Origin of the sequence: Acinetobacter sp. NIPH1876, from assembly GCF_022808535.1 — a bacterium.
GTDB classification, from domain to species: domain Bacteria; phylum Pseudomonadota; class Gammaproteobacteria; order Pseudomonadales; family Moraxellaceae; genus Acinetobacter; species Acinetobacter higginsii.
On sequence record NZ_JALGBR010000001.1, the window covers coordinates 26304 to 50054 of the forward strand.

The 23751-nt window shown below is 39.2% G+C and carries 26 protein-coding genes; 13 read left to right on the forward strand and 13 right to left on the reverse strand.

Annotated features, from left to right (window positions below; all coding sequences use genetic code 11):
* The first annotated feature begins 24 nt into the window (after positions 1-24).
* From MN869_RS00125 to MN869_RS00135, 3 genes are read left to right on the forward strand one after another with little or no spacing between them, the layout of a single operon-like run.
* Positions 25-1323, forward strand: a complete 1299-nt coding sequence (locus MN869_RS00125) for a VWA domain-containing protein (RefSeq protein WP_033133013.1) — start codon at positions 25-27, stop codon at positions 1321-1323.
* A gap of 12 nt (positions 1324-1335) precedes the next feature.
* A complete protein-coding gene (locus tag MN869_RS00130; protein ID WP_033133014.1) occupies positions 1336-2055 on the forward strand; it encodes a TIGR00266 family protein in 720 nt (239 codons plus the stop codon).
* Positions 2056-2087: 32 nt separating this feature from the next.
* A complete protein-coding gene (locus MN869_RS00135) occupies positions 2088-2669 on the forward strand; it encodes a TerD family protein (RefSeq protein WP_004807602.1) in 582 nt (193 codons plus the stop codon).
* A gap of 76 nt (positions 2670-2745) precedes the next feature.
* Here the strand turns inward: MN869_RS00135 and MN869_RS00140 are convergent, their stop codons facing one another.
* Entirely contained in the window at positions 2746-3180 is a 435-nt protein-coding gene (locus MN869_RS00140; protein WP_004807599.1) for a thioesterase family protein, read from the reverse strand.
* On the reverse strand, positions 3177-4337 hold the full coding sequence (locus MN869_RS00145; RefSeq protein WP_033133015.1) for an iron-containing alcohol dehydrogenase: 1161 nt from the start codon (positions 4335-4337) through the stop codon (positions 3177-3179). Before MN869_RS00145 ends, MN869_RS00140 begins: the two co-directional genes overlap by 4 nt.
* Before the next feature lie 224 nt (positions 4338-4561).
* Here MN869_RS00145 and MN869_RS00150 point away from each other — a divergent pair, with 224 nt between their 5' ends.
* Positions 4562-5653, forward strand: coding sequence for a DUF6670 family protein (locus MN869_RS00150; protein WP_033133107.1), 1092 nt, complete (start codon positions 4562-4564; stop codon positions 5651-5653).
* A gap of 130 nt (positions 5654-5783) precedes the next feature.
* Here the strand turns inward: MN869_RS00150 and MN869_RS00155 are convergent, their stop codons facing one another.
* Positions 5784-6119 (reverse strand): hypothetical protein, encoded by a 336-nt coding sequence (locus MN869_RS00155; protein WP_005203261.1) that lies wholly within the window; start codon positions 6117-6119, stop codon positions 5784-5786.
* A gap of 545 nt (positions 6120-6664) precedes the next feature.
* On the opposite strand from MN869_RS00155, the gene MN869_RS00160 reads away from it, so the two are divergent.
* Both MN869_RS00160 and MN869_RS00165 read left to right on the forward strand, forming a co-directional pair.
* Entirely contained in the window at positions 6665-7114 is a 450-nt protein-coding gene (locus tag MN869_RS00160) for a BLUF domain-containing protein (protein WP_005189145.1), read from the forward strand.
* Between the two features lie 39 nt (positions 7115-7153).
* The gene (locus MN869_RS00165) at positions 7154-7621 is read left to right on the forward strand and encodes a BLUF domain-containing protein (RefSeq protein WP_005189133.1); all 468 of its coding nucleotides are present in this window, start codon (positions 7154-7156) and stop codon (positions 7619-7621) included.
* A 61-nt stretch (positions 7622-7682) separates the two neighbouring features.
* Here MN869_RS00165 and MN869_RS00170 read toward each other — a convergent pair whose 3' ends face one another.
* The 4 genes from MN869_RS00170 to MN869_RS00175 form a co-directional block, all read right to left on the reverse strand.
* Positions 7683-7943: a hypothetical protein gene (locus tag MN869_RS00170; RefSeq protein WP_017402300.1), complete on the reverse strand. Its 261-nt coding sequence runs from the start codon at positions 7941-7943 to the stop codon at positions 7683-7685.
* Positions 7944-8111: 168 nt separating this feature from the next.
* Entirely contained in the window at positions 8112-8213 is a 102-nt protein-coding gene (locus MN869_RS20450) for a hypothetical protein (protein ID WP_241345107.1), read from the reverse strand.
* Positions 8214-8224: 11 nt separating this feature from the next.
* On the reverse strand, positions 8225-8347 hold the full coding sequence (locus MN869_RS20355; protein WP_264673601.1) for a hypothetical protein: 123 nt from the start codon (positions 8345-8347) through the stop codon (positions 8225-8227).
* Between the two features lie 153 nt (positions 8348-8500).
* Positions 8501-9133 (reverse strand): glutathione S-transferase, encoded by a 633-nt coding sequence (locus tag MN869_RS00175; RefSeq protein ID WP_033133108.1) that lies wholly within the window; start codon positions 9131-9133, stop codon positions 8501-8503.
* 598 nt (positions 9134-9731) lie between these two features.
* Between MN869_RS00175 and MN869_RS00180 the strand changes: the two genes are divergently transcribed.
* From MN869_RS00180 to MN869_RS00195, 4 genes are read left to right on the forward strand one after another with little or no spacing between them, the layout of a single operon-like run.
* The gene (locus tag MN869_RS00180) at positions 9732-10241 is read left to right on the forward strand and encodes a low molecular weight protein-tyrosine-phosphatase (RefSeq protein WP_033133017.1); all 510 of its coding nucleotides are present in this window, start codon (positions 9732-9734) and stop codon (positions 10239-10241) included.
* A 13-nt stretch (positions 10242-10254) separates the two neighbouring features.
* Positions 10255-11289, forward strand: coding sequence for a UDP-N-acetylmuramate dehydrogenase (murB, locus tag MN869_RS00185; RefSeq protein WP_005203267.1), 1035 nt, complete (start codon positions 10255-10257; stop codon positions 11287-11289).
* Positions 11290-11297: 8 nt separating this feature from the next.
* A complete protein-coding gene (locus MN869_RS00190) occupies positions 11298-12434 on the forward strand; it encodes a YdcF family protein (protein ID WP_033133018.1) in 1137 nt (378 codons plus the stop codon).
* The gene (locus MN869_RS00195) at positions 12434-13462 is read left to right on the forward strand and encodes an alpha/beta hydrolase (protein WP_033133019.1); all 1029 of its coding nucleotides are present in this window, start codon (positions 12434-12436) and stop codon (positions 13460-13462) included. Before MN869_RS00190 ends, MN869_RS00195 begins: the two co-directional genes overlap by 1 nt.
* A gap of 30 nt (positions 13463-13492) precedes the next feature.
* Here MN869_RS00195 and MN869_RS00200 read toward each other — a convergent pair whose 3' ends face one another.
* Both MN869_RS00200 and MN869_RS00205 read right to left on the reverse strand, forming a co-directional pair.
* The gene (locus MN869_RS00200; protein WP_243306738.1) at positions 13493-15163 is read right to left on the reverse strand and encodes an FMN-binding glutamate synthase family protein; all 1671 of its coding nucleotides are present in this window, start codon (positions 15161-15163) and stop codon (positions 13493-13495) included.
* Between the two features lie 107 nt (positions 15164-15270).
* The gene (locus tag MN869_RS00205) at positions 15271-15504 is read right to left on the reverse strand and encodes a hypothetical protein (RefSeq protein ID WP_004653215.1); all 234 of its coding nucleotides are present in this window, start codon (positions 15502-15504) and stop codon (positions 15271-15273) included.
* A gap of 469 nt (positions 15505-15973) precedes the next feature.
* Between MN869_RS00205 and hppD the strand changes: the two genes are divergently transcribed.
* On the forward strand, positions 15974-17029 hold the full coding sequence (gene hppD / locus MN869_RS00210; protein ID WP_004807569.1) for a 4-hydroxyphenylpyruvate dioxygenase: 1056 nt from the start codon (positions 15974-15976) through the stop codon (positions 17027-17029).
* Positions 17030-17097: 68 nt separating this feature from the next.
* On the opposite strand, the gene MN869_RS00215 is transcribed toward hppD, so the two are convergent.
* The 4 genes from MN869_RS00215 to fahA form a co-directional block, all read right to left on the reverse strand.
* Positions 17098-17877, reverse strand: coding sequence for an IclR family transcriptional regulator (locus MN869_RS00215; RefSeq protein WP_033133021.1), 780 nt, complete (start codon positions 17875-17877; stop codon positions 17098-17100).
* Between the two features lie 283 nt (positions 17878-18160).
* Complete coding sequence (locus MN869_RS00220; RefSeq protein WP_033133022.1) at positions 18161-18709, reverse strand: VOC family protein; 549 nt, start codon at positions 18707-18709, stop codon at positions 18161-18163.
* 19 nt (positions 18710-18728) lie between these two features.
* Entirely contained in the window at positions 18729-19361 is a 633-nt protein-coding gene (gene maiA, locus MN869_RS00225; RefSeq protein WP_033133023.1) for a maleylacetoacetate isomerase, read from the reverse strand.
* Positions 19348-20652 (reverse strand): fumarylacetoacetase, encoded by a 1305-nt coding sequence (fahA, locus tag MN869_RS00230; RefSeq protein WP_033133024.1) that lies wholly within the window; start codon positions 20650-20652, stop codon positions 19348-19350. Before fahA ends, maiA begins: the two co-directional genes overlap by 14 nt.
* 356 nt (positions 20653-21008) lie before the next feature.
* On the opposite strand from fahA, the gene MN869_RS00235 reads away from it, so the two are divergent.
* Positions 21009-22397, forward strand: a complete 1389-nt coding sequence (locus MN869_RS00235; RefSeq protein WP_033133025.1) for an amino acid permease — start codon at positions 21009-21011, stop codon at positions 22395-22397.
* Between the two features lie 180 nt (positions 22398-22577).
* On the forward strand, positions 22578-23750 hold the full coding sequence (locus tag MN869_RS00240; RefSeq protein ID WP_081406939.1) for an MFS transporter: 1173 nt from the start codon (positions 22578-22580) through the stop codon (positions 23748-23750).
* The last annotated feature ends 1 nt before the right edge of the window (position 23751 follow it).

Genomic DNA, 23751 nt, shown 5'->3' on the forward strand with positions numbered 1-23751 from the left:
GATAAAAATAGGTTATTCCTGAATATGTTGAATTTAGTTCGCGGACAAAAAATAAAATTAAATGATGTTTTACAGGGGCAATCCTCTTTTTATATCCAGATTCAATATCAAGCCGCTTTTGATTTAGATATCGCCAGTTTTGGGCTTGATCCGCAGTATCGTTTGAGTGATGAGCGATACATGACCTTTTATAATCAGCCTGAAACGCCATGCCAAGCGGTTCGTCTGATTGAAAATCACAATAAATGCAGCCGTTTTTTAGTTGATTCTGCAAAACTACCTGCAAATATTCAACATCTGGTTTTGACCGCTGCAATTGATGGACAGAATGTCATGTCGCAATTACAGCAAGCGACGATTCAAATTCTTAACTTGCAGTTACAGCCGATTGCTGAACTGAAGTTAGATGGCAGCATCTTTGATCAAGAACGTGCCACCATGCTGATTGAGATTTATCGAAAAGACGGTATTTGGCGTTTAGCCGCTATTGGACAAGGCTTTAATGCAGGTCTTGCTGCCTTAATTCAACATTTTGGTGGAGAGGTTGCCGAAGAGCCAACAGCACAACAGTCGACACCAGTAACACCACAATCGAATATCGATTTAAAGAAAAAATTATCTTTGCAAAAGGCCGGAAAAACGGGCAATGCATCCATTATCGATCTGACCAAAAAATCACTGGTCCAACTGGAAAAGAAAAACTTACTGGGTGTAACCGCACGCGTGGCACTGGTCTTGGATGCATCTGGCTCAATGGATGGGCAATATCGCCGCGGTGATGTGCAAAAGGTGGTGAATCGCTTAATGCCACTGGCCATTCATTTTGATGATGATGGCAGTTTTGAGTGTTGGGCTTTTGCTGCTAAAACGACACAACTAGATGATGTGACGCTCGACAATGTCAATGATTTCATTAATACCACCCAACGTGGCTGGAAAAACTGGCAAGTGGGGGCACGTTATAATGAGGAAATTCCAGCAATTGAAGCTGTGATTAATTATTTCCAAAAATTCAAAGATCAAATCCCGACTTATGTTTTATTTATTTCGGATGGTGGCGTGGGCAGCCGTCGACAAATGCAGAAAATATTATCCCAAGCAGCCAAACTGCCTATTTTCTGGCAATTTGTCGGGATTGGCGGGCGAGATTATGGTGCACTAGAAAAGCTGGATGAAATGTCAGGTCGAATTGTCGATAACTGTAATTTCTTTAGTTTAGACCGCATTGATAGTGTTTCAGATGAACGTTTATATGAATTGTTATTACAAGAATTCCCTGATTGGTTAATCGCTGCAAAGCAACATCAGATTGTTAGAAATTAAAAGGAATAAATAATGGCACAGTTTAGCTTAGTTGGTTCACCAGAACCGTTCCTGCATGTATCCATGCGCCGTGGCGACAAAATCTATTGCGAAAGTAATGCCATGGTGATGATGGAAGCGCCTTTGGAGTTAAAAGGGCGTTTGCAAGGTGGTTTAATGCAATCCCTATTACGTCGTTTTGCCAATGATGAATCGTTGTTTCAGCAGCATATTGAAGCTGTACGCGGTGATGGTGACTGTCTGTTATCCGCAGCGTTGGATGGGGATATGCAGATTTTAGATGTCGGTGCGACGCAGTATTTGCTGAGTGACGGGGCTTTCGTGGCGGCACATGACTCAGTTGAAGTCAAAGCTCGTTTAAACAGCAGTCTGGGTGGTGCATTTTTTGGTAATACAGGTGGTTTTTTGGTCATGGAAACCAGCGGGCAAGGCCAAGTGGTGGTGTCTGGTTGTGGCACCTTGTTTGAGCTTGAGGTTGAACCAAACAAAGAAGTGATTATTGATAATGGACATGTGGTCTGTTGGGATTCACGCTTAAATTATAATTTATCCGTTTCTACTTCACAGAGTAGTGGTTTTCTTGGCAATTTGGTCAATAGTGTGACCAGTGGCGAAGGGATGGTATTACGTTTTTCCGGCCAAGGTAAGGTGGTGATTTGTTCTCGAAACCGTAACAATTTCCTGCAATGGTTAAGCTCGAAGTTAAATTTAAACCGTAATCAATCCAATTAAAACAATCATTTTTATCTAGAGGAGAAAAACACATGGGAATTAATTTAGAAAAGGGCCAAAAAATTAGTTTGCAAAAAGCAGATGGCAGCAGCTTACAACAAATCTTTTTAGGTGTGGGCTGGGACGTTGCGAAAAGCAAAGGCTTTTTCGGCTTTGGTGGGGGCGGTGGGAATATTGACCTTGATGCCTCTGTCATTTTATTTGATGATAACAAACAAGTATTGGATGTGGTTTACTTTGGTCAATTGCAAAGTAAGGATGGCAGTATCCACCATTCTGGCGATAACTTAACCGGCGAGGGCGATGGTGATGATGAAGTCATTCGTGTTAATTTGAACCAGATTCCAGCACAAGTAAAATCGTTGGTATTTACTGTGAGCAGTTTCCGTGGACAGACATTTGAGAAAGTTGAAAATGCATTCTGTCGTTTGGTGGATCAATCCAGCAATCAGGAAATTGCAAGCTATAAGCTGTCTTCACAAGGCGCACATACTGGTTTGATTATTGCAAAAATTTATCGCCACAATGATGCATGGAAAATGCATGCGATTGGTGAAAATGTGCATGGTCGTACCTTCCAAGATATTGTGCCTTATGCTTTACCACATATCTAATGATTTAGATTGATCATGGCCTGCCGTAACATCGTTCAATACAATGTTGCGGCATGTTTATTTCTACGATCTGAAATTACAATAAATAGTGGTTTAGAACGTCCCGCATCGCTTCTGGAATGGTGGTGCTTTTTCGGCTTACCCGATCCACAAAGACATGGACAAAATGTCCTTGAGCAGCAGCCTCGTGCTGACCTTGTTTAAAGATCGCCAACTCGTATCTAAGTGATGAGTTTCCTACTTTGCCAATCGCTACACCTACTTCAATGATTTCTGGAAACGACAGTTCCTGTTGAAAGCTACAAGCCGAATCAACCACTAGACCAATAATTTCACTGTGATGAATATCGAAACCTGTTTTCTGAATCAGTAATGAATTGGCTGCAGTATCAAAATAACTATAATAAGTCACGTTGTTGACGTGGCCGTATATATCATTATCGGCCCAACGGGTCTGGATTGGAAAAAAGAACTTAAATTGTTCGCGTCGTTTTAAAGTCGGTTTGCTCATGCATAAATCGCCTGATAGATCTGTAATGCGTCTTGTTCGGTCATTTCTCTTGGATTGTTCTGCAACAGTCGAGTTTGCAGCATGGCATCTTTGGCAAGTTGTGGTAATTTCGCTTCAGCAATATCGAGTTCTTTTAACTTCAAGGTTAAGCCACTTTGGTCCAGATGATTCTGCATATGGTCTATAAACAGGTCGCAAAGGCCATCGGTACAACCCGTACTTCGAGGGTCTAGTAATTGCATCAATTCTGCATAGTGTTGTTTGGCTTTGGGTGCATTAAATTTTAAAACTTCAACCAGTACCAATGCATTGGTATGTCCATGCGAAAGGTGAAAATGCCCACCCAATGGGTATGCGAGGGCATGTACCGCACCAACGGGGGCATTAGCAAAGGCTTGACCAGCTAACATAGAGCCCACCAACATGTTTTGGCGTGCCTCTAAATCAGCCCCATTTTTCAAGACTTTGGCTAAATTATGATTAAGTAATTTCAATGCATTTTTAGCCAGCATATCGGCATAAAAATTCTTTTTAATATTTGAGGTATAAGCCTCAATGGCATGCACCATGGCATCGATGCCTGTCGCCGCAGTAAGATGCGCAGGTAAACCTTGAGTGAAAGTCGCATCTAAAATGGCAACATCGGCATATAAAATGGGTGAAACCACGCCCATTTTGGTGGTTGCACCTGTAGTCACAATTGAAATGGGAGTGACTTCTGAACCTGTGCCCGCTGTGGTCGGGATGAGAATCAGTGGTAAACGCGGGGCTTTGGCTTGGTTTACGCCGTAGATTTCACTGAGGTTTTGTTGTTGTTCAGGATGTGCCAGCAAGGCAATGATTTTGGCCACATCCATTGAACTACCGCCACCAAAACCGATGATCACATCTATCTTTTCTTGTTTCGCAAAATCAACAGCTTCCAGCACAATATGTTCTGGTGGATCTGCTTGGATATCGGAATAAATAATGTATTCAAGACTAATCTGATTCAGAATTTTTAAAATGGGTTGATGCAATTGATGTTGTATCATTCCTGCATCGGTTACAATCAATGCCTTATGATAATTTTGTTGTGTTAAAACACTTTTAAGTTCTTGTATTGAACCAAGCCCCGCAATGATGTTCGGAACAGTTTGAAATTGAAACGAGTTCATACATACATCCTTATTTTTCATAATAAATACAACATTTTTATATCATGTGACTATAAGTTTCACTGTCTAAATAAATTAACATAAGGCGTTCCTAAAAAGTGTAGCTCTGAGCAAGAAAAGAAGAAAAAGGTATTTGTTCTGTCCTCATTTAACATTAATAAAACTGGTTGTAAGTTCTAATATAGAACTAATTTTAATTTTAAGTAACCCATTTAAAAATGTTTATGTTAGCTTCAAGTCATTTAGGGCCAAAGGGCATTAAAGATATAGTTAATAGCAAATTAGCTAAGTTTTCAGGATATTTATTAGGTGCTGTAACCCCAAAGAAACAGAGTACACTTCCTAAAGCTTTTGAATTAAGCCCACATATTGACTATAAGCGATATGGAAGTACACATTACGGGATCATGGTACCAGACTTGCCTGAACCATATCGTTATCTCTCTTGGGCTTCAGTGATAGGTTATGTTGGCTTTCCGATAACAGACTCAGAATATCAAATGTCCATTAGAGGAAAAGGTGATACCGCTTCATTGGTCCATGGGACAGCTTTATCTTCTACTGAAGAAGCATTTAAAACATATTCGATAGTTGATGATATACAGTTTAGTGAAAAGCCATTTTCTGTCATTTTTAACAATGAAACTTCTCTCACAGAAATTGACAATGGGTTTCTTCTAACTACAAAAAGAAAAGATTTGCAAATTGAAATACATTTGGTACCTACCGGAGCAATCACATGGTTTGCATATGGTTCTTTATACAAGCATTTCAGTGTATTGATGAAATATGAAGGACGAATGATTCAAAATGATGAAAGTATGGAAGTAAATGGGCTTTGCACTCTTGAATCATGGAAAGCTATAGCAACATCAATGCTAAAAAATCAAACATTAGTAAATGCTATCCAAATTCCTGTAAAGATTTTCAGTTATCAAGTAATTAACTTAGATGATGAACAGCAATTGGTGCTGGCTTTTATTTGTTATGAAGATCAACCTATTTTAACATCAGTCTATTACCGTCATATCGATGGTACTTCAATTCAATTTAATGGTGATATAAGGTTTGAAGTTACTAAGAATAAGGTTGAACCTCAGATAACACCTGATGGTTATAGCATGTATGTACCAGAAACATTTGAATGGATTGCATATCACGATAATTTGAAGATTTTAGAAATCAGAGCAGAAGTAGATACCGCATATTGCTATGGTTTAGCGGCTGGTTATGTTTCTTCGTATAAGTGGCAAGGAATGTTCCAAGGGAAAGATCTTATTGGCAGAGGGTATTTAGAGTATATCGATAGACGTTAAAAAAATTAACTTAAGAATGAACTGAATAATTTTAAAAAAGTCCTCTGATGAGGGCTTTTTTAATTAAAGTGATTCGACCTTAAATTTTCAATGCGTCTATCAGCCTTGTATTCGAATACCGACTAAGAAATTAAAAAGCATCAGTTTTATAAAGTGGGATTACTACATTCTTTTTTAGTTTTGGCATAAGCGTTTCAATTAAAATTAGTGTAGATAGTGAAGTCAAAAGCATCAACAAAACTTCTAGAGAATGACTTAATAGGAATAGTATCGTGTAAAACACAGAAAAGCATAGAAGACTGACCAAAAAATTTTTAAAATACAGTGTGATAAATACAGAGTATAAGAGTGAGGAAAAGAATAAATTAAAGTTTTGGTTCATTCCCATCTTGTCAAACACGATTATAACTAGAGAAATAATTATTACAGAAAGAGCAAAAATAAAAAAATTCTTGATGATATTCATTGTTTTTCCTCTAATTCAAGTTGAAAAGAAAATCCCCACCTTTAAGGGCCTCATCTCAAAGGTGGGGATTTGTGTGTACACCATTTTTAAAGTAAGCCTATCTATTGGTTTTGTCGTCTAAAATAATCATGGCTAGAATTTTAAACTCAATAAAAATAATGGATTATCGAAATACTGGTGTATGAGAAAATTATAGTTATTCAAAAATCTAACGGTATAATCTTTGGCTTACATGATCATAAGAAATCTCGTACATTTGATTGTTATTTGATCAATAAATAGTTGGAATAAAAATTTAATATTTATTTATATCAAATTCTTAATTTTAATATCTCTGGAATTCTCAAAAATCCATTAATATTTTTTAACAGAAGTATGGCAGAAGGCATACGTAATGAAGTAAAAAATTAAAATAGTATTAAAAAACAAATGTATGTATTGTATTAGACGGTTTTATTGTAGTCGCTGATCCTATAGACTTTTCACTTTAGTCGGTAGATTTAGCTTTTACCTATTATGTAATTTTATAGCTGGAAGTGATAAAAATGGAGTTCGTGAGAGTTTTATACGCAAGCAAGGCCACCAATATCTATCCAGATCTTAAACAGGATTTGATAAAAATCTTGGATACAGCTGTAGATTTCAATTCTCGAAATGAAATTACAGGCGTTCTTTACTATGGGCATGGATACTTTGTTCAGTGTTTAGAAGGGCGTAAGAGTAAAATTGATGAGCTTTTCTATGAAAAAATTTTAAAAGATGATCGTCATAAAAACTGCGAAATTTTATTTTATGAAAAATGTGATTTTGGACTTTTTAAACATTGGAACATGAAGTTTGCACCAATTAATAAAAGATTAGGGGACTTCTTTTTAGAAAACCATAGAGATGATTTTAATCCTTTCTTACTTACTACAAATTCAATCCCATCATTCATTGAGCTTCTAGCTTCAGAGTATGCAACAGAGCCATATGTTTTTGAAGTAAATGACTAGTACCAAATTTTAACCATGCATCGTACATGAGAGAAGAAAATGAAGATTCAATTGTGCTATGCAAGTTCACGACAAGGTCTTGCTGACGATCTGATTGATGATCTAAGCAATATCCTGACTGTAGCAAGAGACTTTAATTCCAAGAATGCTGTATTTGGAGTTTTGTACTATGCAAATAATGCATTCTTCCAATGTTTAGAAGGGGAAGACTTTATTGTTTTACCTTTATTCGAAAGTATCAAAAAAGACGCTAGACATAACAGTATTATTGAATTTGAAGTTAAAAAAATTCAGAAATATAGTTTTAAAAACTGGTCTATGAAGTATGTTCAAAAAAGCTCGAAAGTAGATATTTTCTTTAATCGGTTAGGCTGTGAAGAATTTATCCCATCTGTTTTAAATGATCAAAATTTGAATGGATTGCTTGAAGCATTATTGAATGAAAATCAAACTCGCGTTCGTAAAAGAGTGGGTTTAAATCAAAGAGGTATTCACCCATATCTTTGAAAAAATTGATTGAAGCTTATGGGGGATAGGTTTTTAGGTAAATGTGTATTGTATCAGTGGTTCAGGAATATCTAATTTTACCCATAGAGTTAATTTCAATGACCTTGTAAAGCTTGTTCTTATAATGAATTACTTTATTGACATACGCATTGTCTAGCTCATCCCATATATCAAAGTTAAAAAACTCGGCTGTTTCAGCATAAATCCATAGCCAATTTGAAACTCTATTGTTGTGGGCTGAGTCGTACACGGAGTCTTGCACTTTTTGGAGCTTATGTAACTTTAAGTCTTCATCCTGAAGAACCACTGCATTAATCTTCAAAAAAATGCCTCTTAAAAAATATAGGTAGATGTAATTTTATACAATTCGAGGATAGAGTCACATTTCAGAATGTAAAATAATTTTTAAGAAAAATTAGGAGATGTAACGGTCTATACTGGCTTCTTATTTAAGTAAACGTTGTACAGTAGGCCTATAATTTGAGAGATCTTAATTTTTAGGAATCTCAGGCCTCGTTGGCTTTCCCACCTCCCTAATAAATCGTTCTTCCATTGCGCTATACTGTTTAAAGTTTTCACGGGCTTGGTTCAGTAATGGTGCATTTACTTAAGCGCGAAAGTCATGATCTTCTGCTTTACTGGATCAGCCTCCAAGAAATATACTGGACAGATGTCATAGCCGCCGTTATATGGTTCATCTTTAGTTAAATAGCCCAGCATAAACATGGCTAAAACATTCTATTTCTCTATTCGTCTTCGTAATCACACTGAAATTTGTGTAAAAGTTCTCATAAGAGGACTTGTTTCATCAGTTAATCTGTTCAAAGTGTGACTTTACGATTCATATTTGTTAAGTGATTCACCCATATATTTTTATCTTTAGATCAGCATGCCGTCTTGTTCAATTTTTTCTGCTGCCTTCCAACTTGGTAGTGAGCTTAAACGTTCTACATAACTTTTAATATATGGATAATTTTCACCTTGTTCCATATGATGAATTAAGCCGTGAAGCCCAAATCCCATCATAAAGTCTGCCCCTGTTAAACGATCATCCACTAAAAAATTTTTATCTTTTAAATAATCATTTAAAAAACCAAAAACTTTATCAAATTCAACTTGAGTATAGTTTTCTAGAAACACCAATTTCGTACCATGCCTAGCTTCTATCTGATTAAACGTTTTTAATAAAAATGGCACCATAGCAGAGCTTTCAGCGAAGTGAATCCATTGTAGATAATCTGCATAAATAGCGTCATTTATATCTGGTGCAAGATGTGGAGCAAGTCTTTGAATCAACAACTCTACTATAGCACCTGATTCCGCAATGACTTTACCTTGCCATTCAATTACAGGAGATTTTCCTAAAGGATGAATGGTTTTTAGTGACTCAGGTGCCAAATGAGTCGTTAAGTCACGGTAATAGCGTTGCAATTGATATGGTTGTTTGATTTCTTCGAGTAACCACAAAATTCGGAAAGAACGTGATTGGTCTAAGTGATGTAATGTAATCATGATAATGCCTGCTTTAAAAATCTTATGGGTCATTTCCCCAAATTTTACGGTTTCCAATATACGCTTAAGTTTACAGATAGTGCTGTTTAGCTACTTAAATAATAGTCGAACTGCTATAGCAAATATGAAAAAGCAAATGTTTTCAATGTTTAAAGTTGCAGAGCAGGATTAAGTGATTCCTTAATCAAAATGTATCTTAACTTTTTCAACAATCATTCTTAGTCTTTGATAGAGGTGGCGTGAGTCGAATGCCCGTCCGCAAAAACCGTATTCTTTGAGCGTTTTTTGCATTTTAGCTTTATATAATTGACCTTTAAACATTCAGTTTCTTTATGAGCTTGGTTGTTCAGTGTGGTTTCATGCAACGGTTGTGAGTGGTACACATTGTTAATTCCAAAAAAGTACATATTCATACAGAATATTCAAAAGAGACAAACACTATTTCCTTTCAAATCAAAGCAATTTTTGACAAAATAGCTGATGTCAGAAAGGTCAATTCAGGCATAATGACATTTAATCGTTTTGCGTTTATTTTGCTGGAATTTTGCATGCAATATTTTAATCTCCTTATAAAACAAAATATTGGAATGTTTTTCTAATGGCTACAAAATATAATGTGTTATGTGTCTGTTTAGGGAATATTTGTCGATCTCCAACTGCGGAAGCGATTCTCAGACATTATTGTGATGTGCATGGCCTAAATGTCACGGTCGACTCTGCTGGGACCAGTAATTACCATCCGAACAAAGCACCAGACCTACGTAGTCAAAAACATGCTGCAAAACGTGGTTATGATTTATCTACCTTACGTGCTAGACAGATTGTTTTAGCAGACTTTGTTGAATTCGACTTGATTTTAGCAATGGACCATGAAAACTTTGATGATATTCAAACACTCATGTCTCAGGCTGTGCAACAGTTCGGTACACATCAGATTCGCGCCAAGTTAGCATTGATGAGTGAACATGATCCTCAATTTAGTCAACAAGCGGTGCCTGATCCATACTATGGTGGTGCAGATGGATTTGATCGAGTACTTGATCAGTGTGAATCCAGCAGCCAAGCGTGGGTCGATATTTTTAAAAATCAAATGAAAGCAGGGCAATAGGATTTAATTTAATATGCAGCTACAAGCGCAGGTTCAGCTTAAAAACTTAAATACATTAAATTTGAATGCGATTGCTTCACATTATGTACAAATCAATCATCCAGATGACGTCCTTGCGGCATTAGAATTTGCGGAGCAGCAGCATTTAAACGTTTTGGTACTTTCGGGTGGCAGTAATGTTTTATTGCCACAGCAAGTACAAGCCTTGGTGATGCATTTAAATATTCAGGGAATTGAAGTTCTTTCTGAAGATGAAAATACTATTACGGTTAAGGTGGGTGCTGGGCAAGTCTGGCATGACTTTGTTTTATATAGCACGCAACAGCAATGGTTTGGATTGCAAAATCTTGCTTTGATACCGGGGTTAGTCGGTGCTTCACCTGTCCAGAATATTGGTGCCTATGGCGTTGAAGCGGGTGAGTTTATTGAATCGGTACAAGTTTATGATCGTGAACTAAAACAGTTTGATTCGATCTCTGCGCAAGATTGCCATTTTGCTTATCGCCATAGTATTTTCAAAGATCACCCCAATCGTTACATCATTGTCAGTGTGACTTTTAAACTATTGAAACAAGCTGAACTTAAACTGAATTATGGTGATCTGAAGCAAGCAGTAGGCGATGAACTGACCGCAGAAAACTTACAGAATCAGGTGATACACATTCGCCAAAGTAAATTGCCAGACCCGAAAGAATTTCCAAATGTTGGAAGCTTTTTTAAGAATCCAATTTTGGCACAAGTTGAATTTGATAAAATTACTCAACAATTTCCAAACATTCCGCATTATCCGCAGGCAAATAGCAGTGTTAAAGTGGCTGCAGGCTGGTTAATTGATCAAGCAGGTTGGAAGGGTAAGCAATTAGGCTCAGTTGGGATGTTTCATAAACAAGCTTTGGTTTTGGTGAATTATGCTGAGGCGACTCTAGCGGATGTACAAAGCACTTATCAGGCTGTACAAAGTGATGTAAAACAAAAGTTTAGTATTCTATTGGAACCTGAACCTGTGTTATACAGTGAACAAGGTTTGATTCAAGCGCATAGTGGGTGAAGAAATCTATGGCGAAAGTACATTGGATGGTCAGTTTAGTACGAGTAATTACCATATTATTCGTGCTACTGGGCTGGTTTGTGCTTTTTTTATATTCGCCTTTTTATTCACAGTTGGTGGTGAAAGGTCTGAACCGCTTTGTTCCTGTCGATGTCAATGAGGTTGCAGCGCAGAGTCAGCGCCCTGCAGCGTTGAGTGAGCACGAAACCTTAGAGCCTGGTTCGAACCTATGGATTGCTCGACAGGCTTATTTGAAACTCATGGAAAGAAGCTTTCAATCTGAGCAATCAGAAGATTTAAGATTAATACAAGCACGTTATAAGTTGTTGCAAGAGCTGATTGCTGAAGAGCAGGAAAAAGAAAGCCAAGATGAAAAAAAGCAACCCAGTATTCCATTGATGAGTGAACAACAAGCTGAGCAGGATCAAGCAAGCTCAGCTGTTGTGATTAATACACCCTTAGATTTTTTACAGTGGAATACACCTGATAATCAGGCATTGATGGGTAAATATATTGCCTTTTTAGAAACCTATCCAATTGCTTTACCTGTGAAGGAAGAAGATAAAGATCAGACCAATAAAGACCTGATTGAATTGAAAAATAATAAAGAGAACTTGGTTGAGCCACAAAGTGCTTCACAGCCGAATGCAATTGTCGTATTGGGCGGTGGCCTCACTCTTGGTGCCAATGGTAAAGATATTGTGGTGAATAATTACACACGCTTACGCTTGGAAAAAACCTTACAAGTCGAGAAGAAATATGCTTTACCAATCGTACTGAGTGGTGTCGAAGCACCTTATATGCAGGCATGGTTAAAAGAGCGTGGTGTGGATGCTAAATTGTTAGAAAACCGCAGTATGAATACTTGTGAAAACTCTCGATTCAGTTCTCTATTACTACAAAAGAAAGGTGGTGCGCCAACCGTCATTTTGATTACCGATGAGTACCACATGCCACGGACACGACGTTTATTTGCTTTAAATGGTATTGAGACTGTGCCTGTCATGGCCCCAATGCCAACGACCTTAACGCAATGGCGTCCAAGTGAACAAAACTATGATCATAGCCGCCGTGCCAACTATGAAATGCTGGCTACGATTCGTGATATGTTATTTGGCTCAAGTGATTGTCGAGAGATACCCTAATGTCCGATATTCCATTTTTAAATCCGACAATTTTAAAACAACTGGATTTACCTGTACCAAATCGTGAGACCACACCTCAGGTGCTTGAACCTTTGGATTTATCGCGTGTCACAGAGATCTCAAAGCCATTACAGGCGTATCGTAAGTTATATGGTTTACATTTATTGGATGGCGAACATTGGCAGGGCTATGTAGAAATGCCACTGTTCCGTGTGCATGTCCAAGTGTTTCAGCCTAAACAACAGAAATTACAGGGTACGGTGTGTTTGCTGCACGGTTATTTGGAACATAGCGGTATTTATCAACCGATTATCAAAGAAATTCTTGAGCAGGGCTTTAGTGTTGTTACTTACGATTTGCCTGGACATGGCTTAAGCAATGGTTCACCTGCCAGTATTCAGAATTTTGATCACTATCAGCAAGTTTTACACGCGGTTTACGATGCGGTTCGTGGTGCGAAGCAATTACCGAAGCCGTGGTTAGGGATTGGGCAAAGTACGGGTGGTGCAATTTGGATGCATCACTTACTTGAATATGCAGAACGCCGAGAAGATCCTATTGTCGATCGGGTATTATTGTTGTCGCCATTGATTCGGCCTGCGAAAACGGCATGGTGGCATAACTCGGTTGGTCTGGGCATTATCCGTAGGATCAAAAGTCAAGTACCACGACATTTCCGTCGTAATAATCATAATCCTGAATTTTTACGCTTTGTTCGTTTAAAGGATCCTTTGCAACCTCGAATGATGGGCATGGACTGGATTTTGGCGATGTCAAAATGGATGCTGGAAATGGAACAGCGACCAGCATGTCGTATTCCTGTGTGGCTCGCACAGGGTGCTTTAGATCAAACCGTAGATTGGCGTTATAACATTGAATATATTCGCCGTAAGTTTAGATTGCAGACTTTATTGATGCTGGAAGAAGGCTCACACCAATTAATTAATGAACGTGCTGATATTCGTGCTGCGCTGACAGGCTTAATTCCTGCTTTCTTACATGCAAAACCAAATCACCACTATTACTAGTGGTGATTTTTATTGGCTTAAACGTTTATATTAAAATTGATTGGCATCCGCCATTTTCCACATACGATAGTAGAAATTCTCGTCATCATTTAAATCGCTATGCAGCAATTCATTTTCTTTTAAGAAGAAGTGGATCTGTGCATAGTTTTTGATTTCGCGATCATTCATACGCTGTGCCAAATGATGCGCTTTAATGTCGGATGGGTGATGTAAACCCGCAGCTGCAATCATTTCAGATAAGGCGTGCAGCGTGTTTTTATGGAAGTTAAACACACGTTCAGCTTTACTTGGAACATCAATCGCTTTCTGACGATCTTTATCCTGTGTTGCAATACCAACAGGACATTGGTTGGTATGGCAGCTTTGTGCTTGGATACAACCTACCGCAAACATAAAGCCACGTGCGGAATTGACCCAATCCGCACCTAAGGCAAAGGTGCTGGCAATATCAAAGGCGCTGATCATTTTACCGCTGGCACCAATTTTGATTTGATCACGCAATCCTGTACCCACTAGTGTATTATGCACAAAGCGCAAACCTTCTCTGAGTGGCGTACCAATATAGTCACTAAACTCGATTGGTGCTGCGCCAGTTCCGCCTTCAGAACCATCAACCACCACAAAGTCAGGCACAATTTTGGTTTCGAGCATGGCTTTGACAATGCTCATAAATTGCCAAGGTTGACCAATACAGAGTTTAAAGCCAACTGGTTTACCACCTGAAAGCTCTCTGAGTTTTTGAATGAAATGCATCATTTCAATCGGGGTGTTAAAACTTGGGTGTTTAGAAGGGGAAACACAGTCATGGTCTCTGGAAATACCACGAATACGGGCAATTTCTTCAGTGATTTTATGCTTGGGTAAAATACCGCCGTGACCTGGTTTCGCACCTTGTGAGAGCTTGACCTCAATCATTTTAATATTCGGATTTTTGGCTTGCTGTGCAAACTTGTCTGGATCAAATAAGCCTTCAGCGGTACGGCAACCAAAATAGCCACTGGCAATTTGCCAGACAATATCGCCACCATGCTCTAAATGGTAGGGGCTGAGACTACCTTCACCGGTATCGTGGTAGAAGTTGCCTAAATGTGCACCTTTGTTCAATGCACGGATTGCGTTAGCACTCAGACTACCAAAGCTCATTGCTGAGATATTCATGATCGATGCGCTATACGGCTGGCTACATTGCGCATTACCAATCAGTACCCGGAAAGATTCTGGATTCGCAGGAGGACACGGGGCAATGGAATGTACAATGAAGCGATAGTTTGGATCATAGACATCAATGATTGAACCAAAGGGCTTATCCGCATTTTCATTTTTTGCACGTTGATAAACAAGGCTGCGTTGCATACGTGAAAAAGGCAGGGCATCTTGATCCGATTCAATGAAATATTGACGAATTTCAGGGCGAACATCTTCAAACAGAAAGCGGAAATGTCCCAAAATTGGATAGTTTCTCAAAATTGCATGTTTCTTTTGCAGTAAGTCGCTTAAACCAACAATGCTGAGCACCCCAGTGACTAACCAAAGACCGTTTAAAAGGGTATCAGATATAAAATAATAAATGGTATGTGGGGTATAGGTAAATTTAAACCAAGTAATGGTTAAAGCAGTAAAAATACAAAGAAACCAAACAGAATGTCTTGAAAAGAAAGTGTTAAGTAATTTATGTCTTATAGCTTGCGCTGGACTAGCCATCGGCAGGAGATTCCCATAATGAAGCAACTGACAAACGATGCCAAGAAGCTCACACAAGCTCAAGTAATGAATTGTTAGATATGAGAATTATTCTCTTTCCAGGGGCGTTATTCTAGCTCAAGCTGATAGTCATCTTTGGTGACTTTAATTTTAATCTTTTTATACTTTCTTTTATTGGGGTTTAAAGCGGAGTCAGTAACTTCGGTGGCAAAACTCGAATTTCCCATCAAGTCATAATAGGCCTTATAACCAATCAAAATCTTTTGCGGTCTACCACTATGCTCATGACTATAGCTTTCAATGAGTTGAGTTAACTGTTCTAAAATCGAAGTTTGTGTCATGTCTATCTCATTCGCCTGCGTAGCTCATAGGCTTAAGCTAATCGAACTTTGTTAAGGAAATAAGACAGGCCGTCTACTCACAATACTTTTATTCGTATCAGCTTGAGACCATAGTCTGATTTAGAGATATCGCCAATTATTCTTTAATAGCGACCTTTAATTGGCAGAGCCAAACAGTAATAAAATTACACATAACATAATTGAATTATGTATTGCATAAATTTAGACTTTCTTGTAGCATGAATTTATAGCTGAGAGCCAAGATCAAGAATCATGATTTCTTCATTTGGCTGACTTATGGACGGAAAGGGCTTTAATACGGATGCTTTTACATACTTATAAAAACACCGGTCGCCTTTTCTGATAACGCATGTATAGGTTGATGCTTTTAGATAGCGATTAAGCAATTGAAGAATAAGACCTATACAGAGCATTAAACGGATGAATTTATCTAAATAAGGGAAACTAGATGGACATTTTAGATAACCCATTAGAATTATGTGGTTTTGCTTTTATTGAATTTGTTTCGACGGAAAACGGATTAGATCAGATCTTTGAGACCATCGGTTTTTCTAAAGTCGCAAAGCATAAGTCTAAAAAAGTTTATTTATGGCGTCAGGGTAATATCAACATTATCTTGAACTACCAGCCTGAATCTTATGCTTCATTCTTCTTTAAAGAACATGGCCCTTCAGCCTGTGCAATGGGTTTTAGAACTCGTGATGCAGCCAAAGCATTTAGCAAAGCCGTGGAGCTTGGTGCAGAACCAATGTATTCACAAGCTGGGCCAATGGAATTAAATATCCCTGCGATCAAAGGGATTGGTGGCATGCCAATTTTCCTTGTTGATCGTGATATCTATGAAAATGACTTTATTTTCTTTGATGATGCAGACAGAAATCCAAAAGGTGCGGGCCTGAACGAAATCGACCATTTAACTCATAATGTCTATAAAGGACGTATGGAGTATTGGGCGAACTTCTACGAAAAAATCTTTAACTTCCAAGAAATCCGCTACTTTGACATCAAAGGCGAATATACAGGTTTAACCTCTAAAGCCTTGACTGCGCCAGATGGCATGATTCGTATTCCACTGAATGAAGATTCAGACAAGGGCAACGGTCAAATTGCAGAGTTCTTGGCAGATTTTAATGGTGAAGGCATTCAGCATATCGCGTTTATTACCGATGACCTGCTTTCAACATGGGACAAGTTAAAAGGGATTGGTATGCAGTTTATGACTGCACCACCTGAAACCTACTATGAAATGTTGAAAGAGCGTTTACCTAATCATGGTGAGCCAACGGAAGAACTGCAAAAACGCGGTATCTTGTTGGATGGCAATACCAAAGATGGTCAGAAAAAACTGTTGTTGCAGATTTTCTCGCAAAACATGCTTGGGCCTGTGTTCTTTGAATTTATTCAACGTAAAGATGATGATGGCTTTGGTGAAGGCAACTTCAAGGCATTGTTTGAATCCATCGAACGTGACCAGATCCGCCGTGGTGTACTAGAAGCAAAATAATTCAGCTCAAAGCTTGAAACAAAAAAGCCAAGAAGTTTGCTTCTTGGCTTTTTTATATGGATGAATTATTAACGGGTTTGAATATATTGATTGATTGCTGCAACTTCACGTTTAAACAGTTCTAAGTTCTCGCTGCCCTCATGAACTGAGAAAAACATTTCACTGTCCAACGCGACAATACAAAACTCCATTGAATGATGCGCATTAAAGATCGGTAGACCCACTGCATTAATCCCGACCAAAAGATCACCCTGAGCAATCGACATGCCATGTTGCAGGACATTCTCTTTGAGTAATAGAAACTCATCCCAATCAGTCGGTCTAATCGGGTAATGGTTATGAGCCGCTTTTTCCCATTCCGCTTGCATCAACGGCTTAATCACGGCTTCAGGCATATAAGAGGCAAACACACGACCCGCTGCGGAATTGACCAATGGCATGATCGAACCAACCTTGGTCACGATTGAAATTGGATGGTTGGATTCAATCGATTGAACCACTAAAGGCCCTTTGGGCGACCATTTACTGATTTGAATACCACAGCCAATCTTGTTTTGTAATTCATAAATCAGGTGCTGAACCAGCTGTAATACATCGGTATGCTGGATACAGTTCAAGCCTAAACGCCATGCTTGATCGCCTAAGGCGTACTGACCATCGGTGAGCTGCTTGGCGTAATTCATGCGAATCAGACTGACCAGATAACGGTGTACCTTGGCAGGGTGCATATCCAGTTTGCTGGATAGGTCTTTTAATATAATGGGCTTGTTATGCTCTAAAAGGGCATTGAGTACCGCTAAACCGACCTCAAGTGATTGAACCCCACCAGATAACTTTTCTTCAATCATTCAATAACCCTTAAGCTGCGTGCTTTCACGCCGTGTTTGTTGCTGTCAATCATGGACAATTTACATCCAGCACATAATGCCTGAGCAGTTGGCAAAATAGAAATCATCTTTTTAAATGAATCAAATTGGTGAATTGCATAAGCATACAATTGTTTTTAGAGAGATTGCACGCTATTTTGCTGAGCCTACTATGCCTTAAAAATATACAAAATGCTTTAAATTTAGACCATAAAAAAAGGCATTAACATTTTACAATGCTAATGCCAAATTCATGGAACTGAATTTATGCACCGAGTTCATCTTCGTGTAAGAAATGAGTATGGTGTGGTGCACGTTTGGTGCGACTCCACTCATCCAGCATTTCTAATTTCATTTCTTCGGTAATTCGTGCAATCTTGGCATCGGCATTGACATCATTATAGGTCAGTTCCAGACGATGACCATTTGGATCGAAGAAGTAAATCGAGTGGAAGATACCATGGTTGGTCACCCCTAATACCTTCACGTCATTGGCTTCGAGATGTGCTTTTGCTGCCATCAGCGCATCTAAATCTTCCACTTCAAAAGCAATATGCTGTACCCATTGTGGTGTGTTTTCATCACGGCCCATATCTGGTTGCGTCGGCAGTTCAAAGAAGGCCAATACATTGCCTTGGCCCGCATCTAAAAACAAATGCATGTACGGATCAAAGGCTTTGGTGGATGGCACATGGTCTTCTGCAAAGGCCAGAATGAAATCCATATGCAGCATTTTTTTGTACCATTCGACGGTTTCTTTCGCATCTTTACAGCGATAAGCCACATGATGAATTTTTTTAATTGCAAAGCTCATGATAAAACTCCTTTTATCTCTATTCCCAATCTGGTTGTTGTTCTGGGGTCGCATTTAAGAATGCGGGAAGGGTTAAACAATGTTGGTAGATCGACTCAATCTTGGGAAAAGCACTTAAATCAATTTTAAAGCGCTTGGCGTTGTAGACTTGAGGAATCAAGCAGCAGTCTGCAAAAGTTGGCTGTGAGCCAAAGCAGAATTGCCCATTGGAATGCTGTAATTGCATTTCTAAGCTGTGAAAGCCTTCTAAAATCCAATGTCTGTACCACAGCGTTTTTTGCTCATTACTGATCGCAAGATCGTTTTGTAGATACTTCAACACTCTCAGGTTATTGATCGGATGAATATCACAGGCAATGCTTTGTGCAAAGGCACGAACTTTGGCACGTTCAATCAGATCTTTGGGTAACAGCGCTTTGGCTGGATAACGTTCTTCCAGATATTCCAAAATGCTGAGCGACTGGGTAAAGACCTGATCTTGGTCAAGTAGTGTCGGCACCAACTGACTTGGATTGAGGGCACGATAACTTGCCAGTTGCTGCTCATTTTTAACGAGATGCACTGCTTCAGTTTCATAGGGCAATGCTTTTAGGTTAAGCGCGATACGTACCCGATAAGCCGCAGAGCTACGAAAGTAACTATACAGTTTCATAACGCTCGTCCTTTTGTTGATTAAAACGAAAGTGACGTGCTGGTAAAATGGTATTGGCAACTTCGCCAAAGCCCACGCGGATTCCATCTTTTTCACAGTAGCCTTTCATCACAACACGGTCACCATCTTCCAAGAAGCCACGCTTTTCGCCGTTGCAAAGGTTGAGCGGTTTGGTGGTATTCCACGTCAGTTCCAGTAAGCTGCCATAAGAATCTTCAGTTGGGCCTGAAATTGTGCCTGAACCCATTAAATCGCCGACTTGGACATTACAGCCTGCAATAGTGTGATGGGTCAGTTGCTGTGCCATTGACCAATACATATATTTGAAGTTGGTTTGGCAAATCACATTAGACTGTGAAGATTGAGGGGTTTGAACTTCAACACTAAGCTGAATATCATAGCTGTTTGCGGTGTTTTCTTGTAGATAGCCTAATGGTTTTGGTTGTTGCTCCGGACCTTTGACTTTAAATGGTTCAAGCGCTTCCATGGTCACCACCCACGGTGAGATGGCACTGGCAAAGGTTTTGGCATTGAAAGGACCTAAAGGGACATATTCCCATTGTTGAATATCACGTGCTGACCAATCATTCAGCAACACCATACCGAAGATATGTTCCCATGCATTTTCAATGGCAATCGGCTCGCCCAATTCAGTTGCTTTACCCACGACAAAAGCAGTTTCTAATTCAAAGTCGAGTTTACGGGTTGCCGAGAACATAGGACGTTCTTCATTCGGTAATTTGATTTGTCCTGAAGGGCGCACAATGTCTTTACCGCTGACAATCACAGAACTGGCACGACCGTTATAGCCGACAGGCAATTCGCTCCAGTTCGGCAATAGCGCATTTTTAGGGTCTCTAAACATGGTACCGACATTGGTGGCATGTTCTTTCGATGAATAGAAGTCGGTATAGCCAGGTACATGAATCGGTAAATGTAAAACCACATCTTCTTGTTTAAACAAGACTTGCTGACGTAAATCTGCATCATCACGTAAGGTCGGATTTTCCGCAGACAATAAGCTTTGCACAGTGCTGCGAACCGTATGCCAATTGTGTTTGCCTGTTTCAATAAATTTATTCAATGTTGGCTGATTAAAGCAGTTTACTGTTGTGAGCTGTAATAAGCCTTTTTGCTCTAATGCGGCAAGGTCAAGCACCCATTCACCAATTGCAACGCCAACGCGTTTTTCACCTTGTGCTGTCTCGCTGAAAATGCCGTATGGCAAATTATGTATTGTGAAATCTGATTGGGCATCAATCTCAAGAAAAGAAGTTAAATGATGTGCCATGATTCGCTTTCCTTGTCTTTAATTCTGTCGGTCTAATCTGGTTATTTAGGGAGTGTTTTGATTAAGCGATTGAAAGATAAAATGATGTATAGGTTTTTATCGGTCAATTCTAGTTTGCTTAGAGCAAAAATCCCTGTGTCTTAATTTCTATCATACTGAAAATAATTAATTACGCAATACATAATTTAATTACATTATTCATAATATTTGTTATTTGTTGAATTTTCTGTTTATATGCGCGGTTATTCGAAAAGTGAATTAATTATTTTTCGGGTTAGATATAGGCATTTGTGATTAACTTATGATATACGTAATTTTAGACAGAAAAATTACGCGACACGGATGAGAATAATCATATGTCAAAACAGGAGCAAGGAAACCTGAACCCAGGTTTAAGCAATCGGCATATCCAGCTTATTGCGCTAGGTGGTGCGATTGGCACAGGTTTGTTTCTAGGTATCTCACAATCGATTAAGCTGGCTGGCCCATCGGTCATTCTGGGTTATGCGATTGCAGGGCTCATTGCATTTTTAATGATGCGACAGTTAGGTGAAATGGTGGTACAAGAGCCAGTCAGTGGTTCATTTAGCCATTTTGCTTATAAATACTGGGGCTCATTTGCAGGTTTCATGTCAGGTTGGAACTATTGGGTACTCAATGTGCTGGTCTGTATGGCTGAGCTCACGGCGATTGGGTTATATATTCAATATTGGTGGCCTGAAATCCCGACATGGGTTTCGGCATTGGCCTTTTTTATCTTAATTAACGGTATCAACCTTTTGCATGTCAAGTTTTTTGGTGAAATGGAGTTTTGGTTCTCTATCATCAAAATTTTAGCAATCTTGGCCATGATTGGTTTTGGTTCGTATTTACTTGCAACAGGAACAGCAGGGCCACAAGCTGGTATCAGTAATCTTTGGGCATTGGGTGGATTCTTTCCATTTGGTGTAGAAGGTCTGGTCATGGCCATGGCAGTGATCATTTTCGCCTTTGGTGGAATTGAGTTATTTGGTATCACTGCGGCAGAAGCACGTGATCCTGATAAAACCTTGCCGAAAGCAGTGAATCAAATTATCTATCGTATTTTGATTTTCTATATTGCAACGCTTTTCATCTTATTCGCACTGTTCCCTTGGAACCAAATGGCGCAAGGTGGTAGCCCATTCGTGATGGTCTTCGCATCATTGGATAGCCAAGGCGTTGCAACAATGTTGAACTTTGTGATCTTAACTGCGGCTGTATCTGTTTATAACGGAACCAGCTATTGCAGTAGCCGTATGTTATTGGGCTTGGCTCAACAAGGTAATGCACCTAAGTTCCTTCAGAAAATCAACAAACGTGGTATTCCAACCAATGCGGTTTATGTATCTGCATTCGTTACGGTACTGTGTGTGTTGTTGAACTATGCATTCCCTGCGAAAGCATTTGGTTTGTTAATGATGCTGGTGGTTGCAGCGATTGTGATTAACTGGGTGGTGATTTCATGGACGCATTTAAAGTTCCGTAAGGCCATGCAAGCACAGGGTGTCACTACCAAGTTCCCAAGTATTGCTTATCCATTTAGTAATTATCTGTGCATGATCTTTATGTTGGGTATTCTCGTGGTGATGTCAATGACTGCGGATATGCGGATCGCAGTCATGATGATTCCCGCATGGATTCTGTGTTTAATGCTAGCCTATTATTTGAAACAGCGAAAATTAAGAAATGCTCAGCCGAGTGTGGCTTTAAATACGGATGTTTAACTTTCAAAGCGGATATGTAAAAAAAGGGCTGAATTTTCAGCCCTTTTTTTACATATCCGCTTTGATATTCATGCGGATATTTGGCGAATTGTTTGGTGAAATGAGCTAAAATTCGCTTATATCAATCGAGTTTATTTTCTCTATTTATTCTTATTTGACACTTTAAAAAAGGCATTTGAATTGCTTCAATCATTAAGTATCCAAACACGATTGGGTGGTTTCTACCTGTTCTACTATGCCATAGTCGGAACGTTCATGCCGTATTGGAACCTGTATCTACAAGATCAGGGGTTCAATTACCAAGAGATCGGCATTCTTTCTTCAATTGCGATTATTACCCGTTTTTTTGCACCATTAATTTGGGGCTGGATTGCTGATAAATCAGGAAAGCGAATGCTTTTGGTACGTATTGCGACCTGGATGGAAACCTGTATCTGGTTTGCCATCTTCGTAATCCCGAATAGTTTCCAATCAGTGGCGTTACTGATGTTGATTTTCAGTTTCTTCCAAAATGCCATCTTGGCGCAGTTTGAGGGCGTGACTTTATTCTGGTTAGGTGAAAAACGTGCGGAACTCTATGGCAAAGTGCGTAAATGGGGTTCAGTCGGTTTTATTGTCGGTGTATTTGTAATTGGGGCTTTATTGGAGGTTATTCCAATCTCAATGCTGCCTATTTTATTGCTCTCTGTTTCATTTCTGGCTTTTCTTTGGTCATTTAGTATTAAAGAGCCTGAACATGCACCAAGCTCTCAGAAAACGCTTGAACCGCTACTCCCGATTTTAAAACGGCCCATCGTTGCTGCATTTTTTAGTATTGAATTTATTTTGCTGTTTTCATTGGCGCCGTTTTATAGCTTTTATAGTAACTATCTAAAAGAAATTGGCTTTAGCACCACACAAATTGGCAGCTTATGGGCGATGGGGGTGATTGCTGAAATCATTATGTTTGCTATTGCACAAAAGCTCTTCTTCACTCGCTTTTCATGGCGAACATTGGTAGTGATTTGCCTGCTTTTAACCAGTTTACGCTGGTTCTTGGTCGGTGTTTTAGAAAACAATTATATTGGACAGTTACTTACTCAGTGTTTACATGCCTTTAGTTTTGGCCTGTTCCATCTGATTGCCATGAAAGTGATTTTCCAAAACTTTACACCAGAGCAGCAAGGCCGAGGACAGGCATTGTATAGCACCATGTGGGGCTTAGGGGTAGCATCTGGAAGTTTATTGGCTGGGCACTATTGGCAAATATTTTCAGGTGCGACCATTTTCTTCTGTGCCAGTGTGGTGGTCTTGTTTGGTTTATTACTGGTGCTATGGCTGCCGAATCAAGTGGAAACAGCAGCCAAAACTTAGA

Excerpts from the sequence above, each read along its gene's own strand:
- MN869_RS00125 (WP_033133013.1), top strand. The coding sequence starts at position 25 with ATGTTGAATTTAGTTCGCGGACAAAAAATAAAATTAAATGATGTTTTA.
- MN869_RS00130 (WP_033133014.1), top strand. The coding sequence starts at position 1,336 with ATGGCACAGTTTAGCTTAGTTGGTTCACCAGAACCGTTCCTGCATGTA.
- MN869_RS00135 (WP_004807602.1), top strand. The coding sequence starts at position 2,088 with ATGGGAATTAATTTAGAAAAGGGCCAAAAAATTAGTTTGCAAAAAGCA.
- MN869_RS00140 (WP_004807599.1), bottom strand. The coding sequence starts at position 3,180 with ATGAGCAAACCGACTTTAAAACGACGCGAACAATTTAAGTTCTTTTTT.
- MN869_RS00145 (WP_033133015.1), bottom strand. The coding sequence starts at position 4,337 with ATGAACTCGTTTCAATTTCAAACTGTTCCGAACATCATTGCGGGGCTT.
- MN869_RS00150 (WP_033133107.1), top strand. The coding sequence starts at position 4,562 with ATGTTAGCTTCAAGTCATTTAGGGCCAAAGGGCATTAAAGATATAGTT.
- MN869_RS00155 (WP_005203261.1), bottom strand. The coding sequence starts at position 6,119 with ATGAATATCATCAAGAATTTTTTTATTTTTGCTCTTTCTGTAATAATT.
- MN869_RS00160 (WP_005189145.1), top strand. The coding sequence starts at position 6,665 with ATGGAGTTCGTGAGAGTTTTATACGCAAGCAAGGCCACCAATATCTAT.
- MN869_RS00165 (WP_005189133.1), top strand. The coding sequence starts at position 7,154 with ATGAAGATTCAATTGTGCTATGCAAGTTCACGACAAGGTCTTGCTGAC.
- MN869_RS20355 (WP_264673601.1), bottom strand. The coding sequence starts at position 8,347 with ATGTTTATGCTGGGCTATTTAACTAAAGATGAACCATATAACGGCGGC.
- MN869_RS00175 (WP_033133108.1), bottom strand. The coding sequence starts at position 9,133 with ATGATTACATTACATCACTTAGACCAATCACGTTCTTTCCGAATTTTG.
- MN869_RS00180 (WP_033133017.1), top strand. The coding sequence starts at position 9,732 with ATGGCTACAAAATATAATGTGTTATGTGTCTGTTTAGGGAATATTTGT.
- murB (WP_005203267.1), top strand. The coding sequence starts at position 10,255 with ATGCAGCTACAAGCGCAGGTTCAGCTTAAAAACTTAAATACATTAAAT.
- MN869_RS00190 (WP_033133018.1), top strand. The coding sequence starts at position 11,298 with ATGGCGAAAGTACATTGGATGGTCAGTTTAGTACGAGTAATTACCATA.
- MN869_RS00195 (WP_033133019.1), top strand. The coding sequence starts at position 12,434 with ATGTCCGATATTCCATTTTTAAATCCGACAATTTTAAAACAACTGGAT.
- MN869_RS00200 (WP_243306738.1), bottom strand. The coding sequence starts at position 15,163 with ATGGCTAGTCCAGCGCAAGCTATAAGACATAAATTACTTAACACTTTC.
- MN869_RS00205 (WP_004653215.1), bottom strand. The coding sequence starts at position 15,504 with ATGACACAAACTTCGATTTTAGAACAGTTAACTCAACTCATTGAAAGC.
- hppD (WP_004807569.1), top strand. The coding sequence starts at position 15,974 with ATGGACATTTTAGATAACCCATTAGAATTATGTGGTTTTGCTTTTATT.
- MN869_RS00215 (WP_033133021.1), bottom strand. The coding sequence starts at position 17,877 with ATGATTGAAGAAAAGTTATCTGGTGGGGTTCAATCACTTGAGGTCGGT.
- MN869_RS00220 (WP_033133022.1), bottom strand. The coding sequence starts at position 18,709 with ATGAGCTTTGCAATTAAAAAAATTCATCATGTGGCTTATCGCTGTAAA.
- maiA (WP_033133023.1), bottom strand. The coding sequence starts at position 19,361 with ATGAAACTGTATAGTTACTTTCGTAGCTCTGCGGCTTATCGGGTACGT.
- fahA (WP_033133024.1), bottom strand. The coding sequence starts at position 20,652 with ATGGCACATCATTTAACTTCTTTTCTTGAGATTGATGCCCAATCAGAT.
- MN869_RS00235 (WP_033133025.1), top strand. The coding sequence starts at position 21,009 with ATGTCAAAACAGGAGCAAGGAAACCTGAACCCAGGTTTAAGCAATCGG.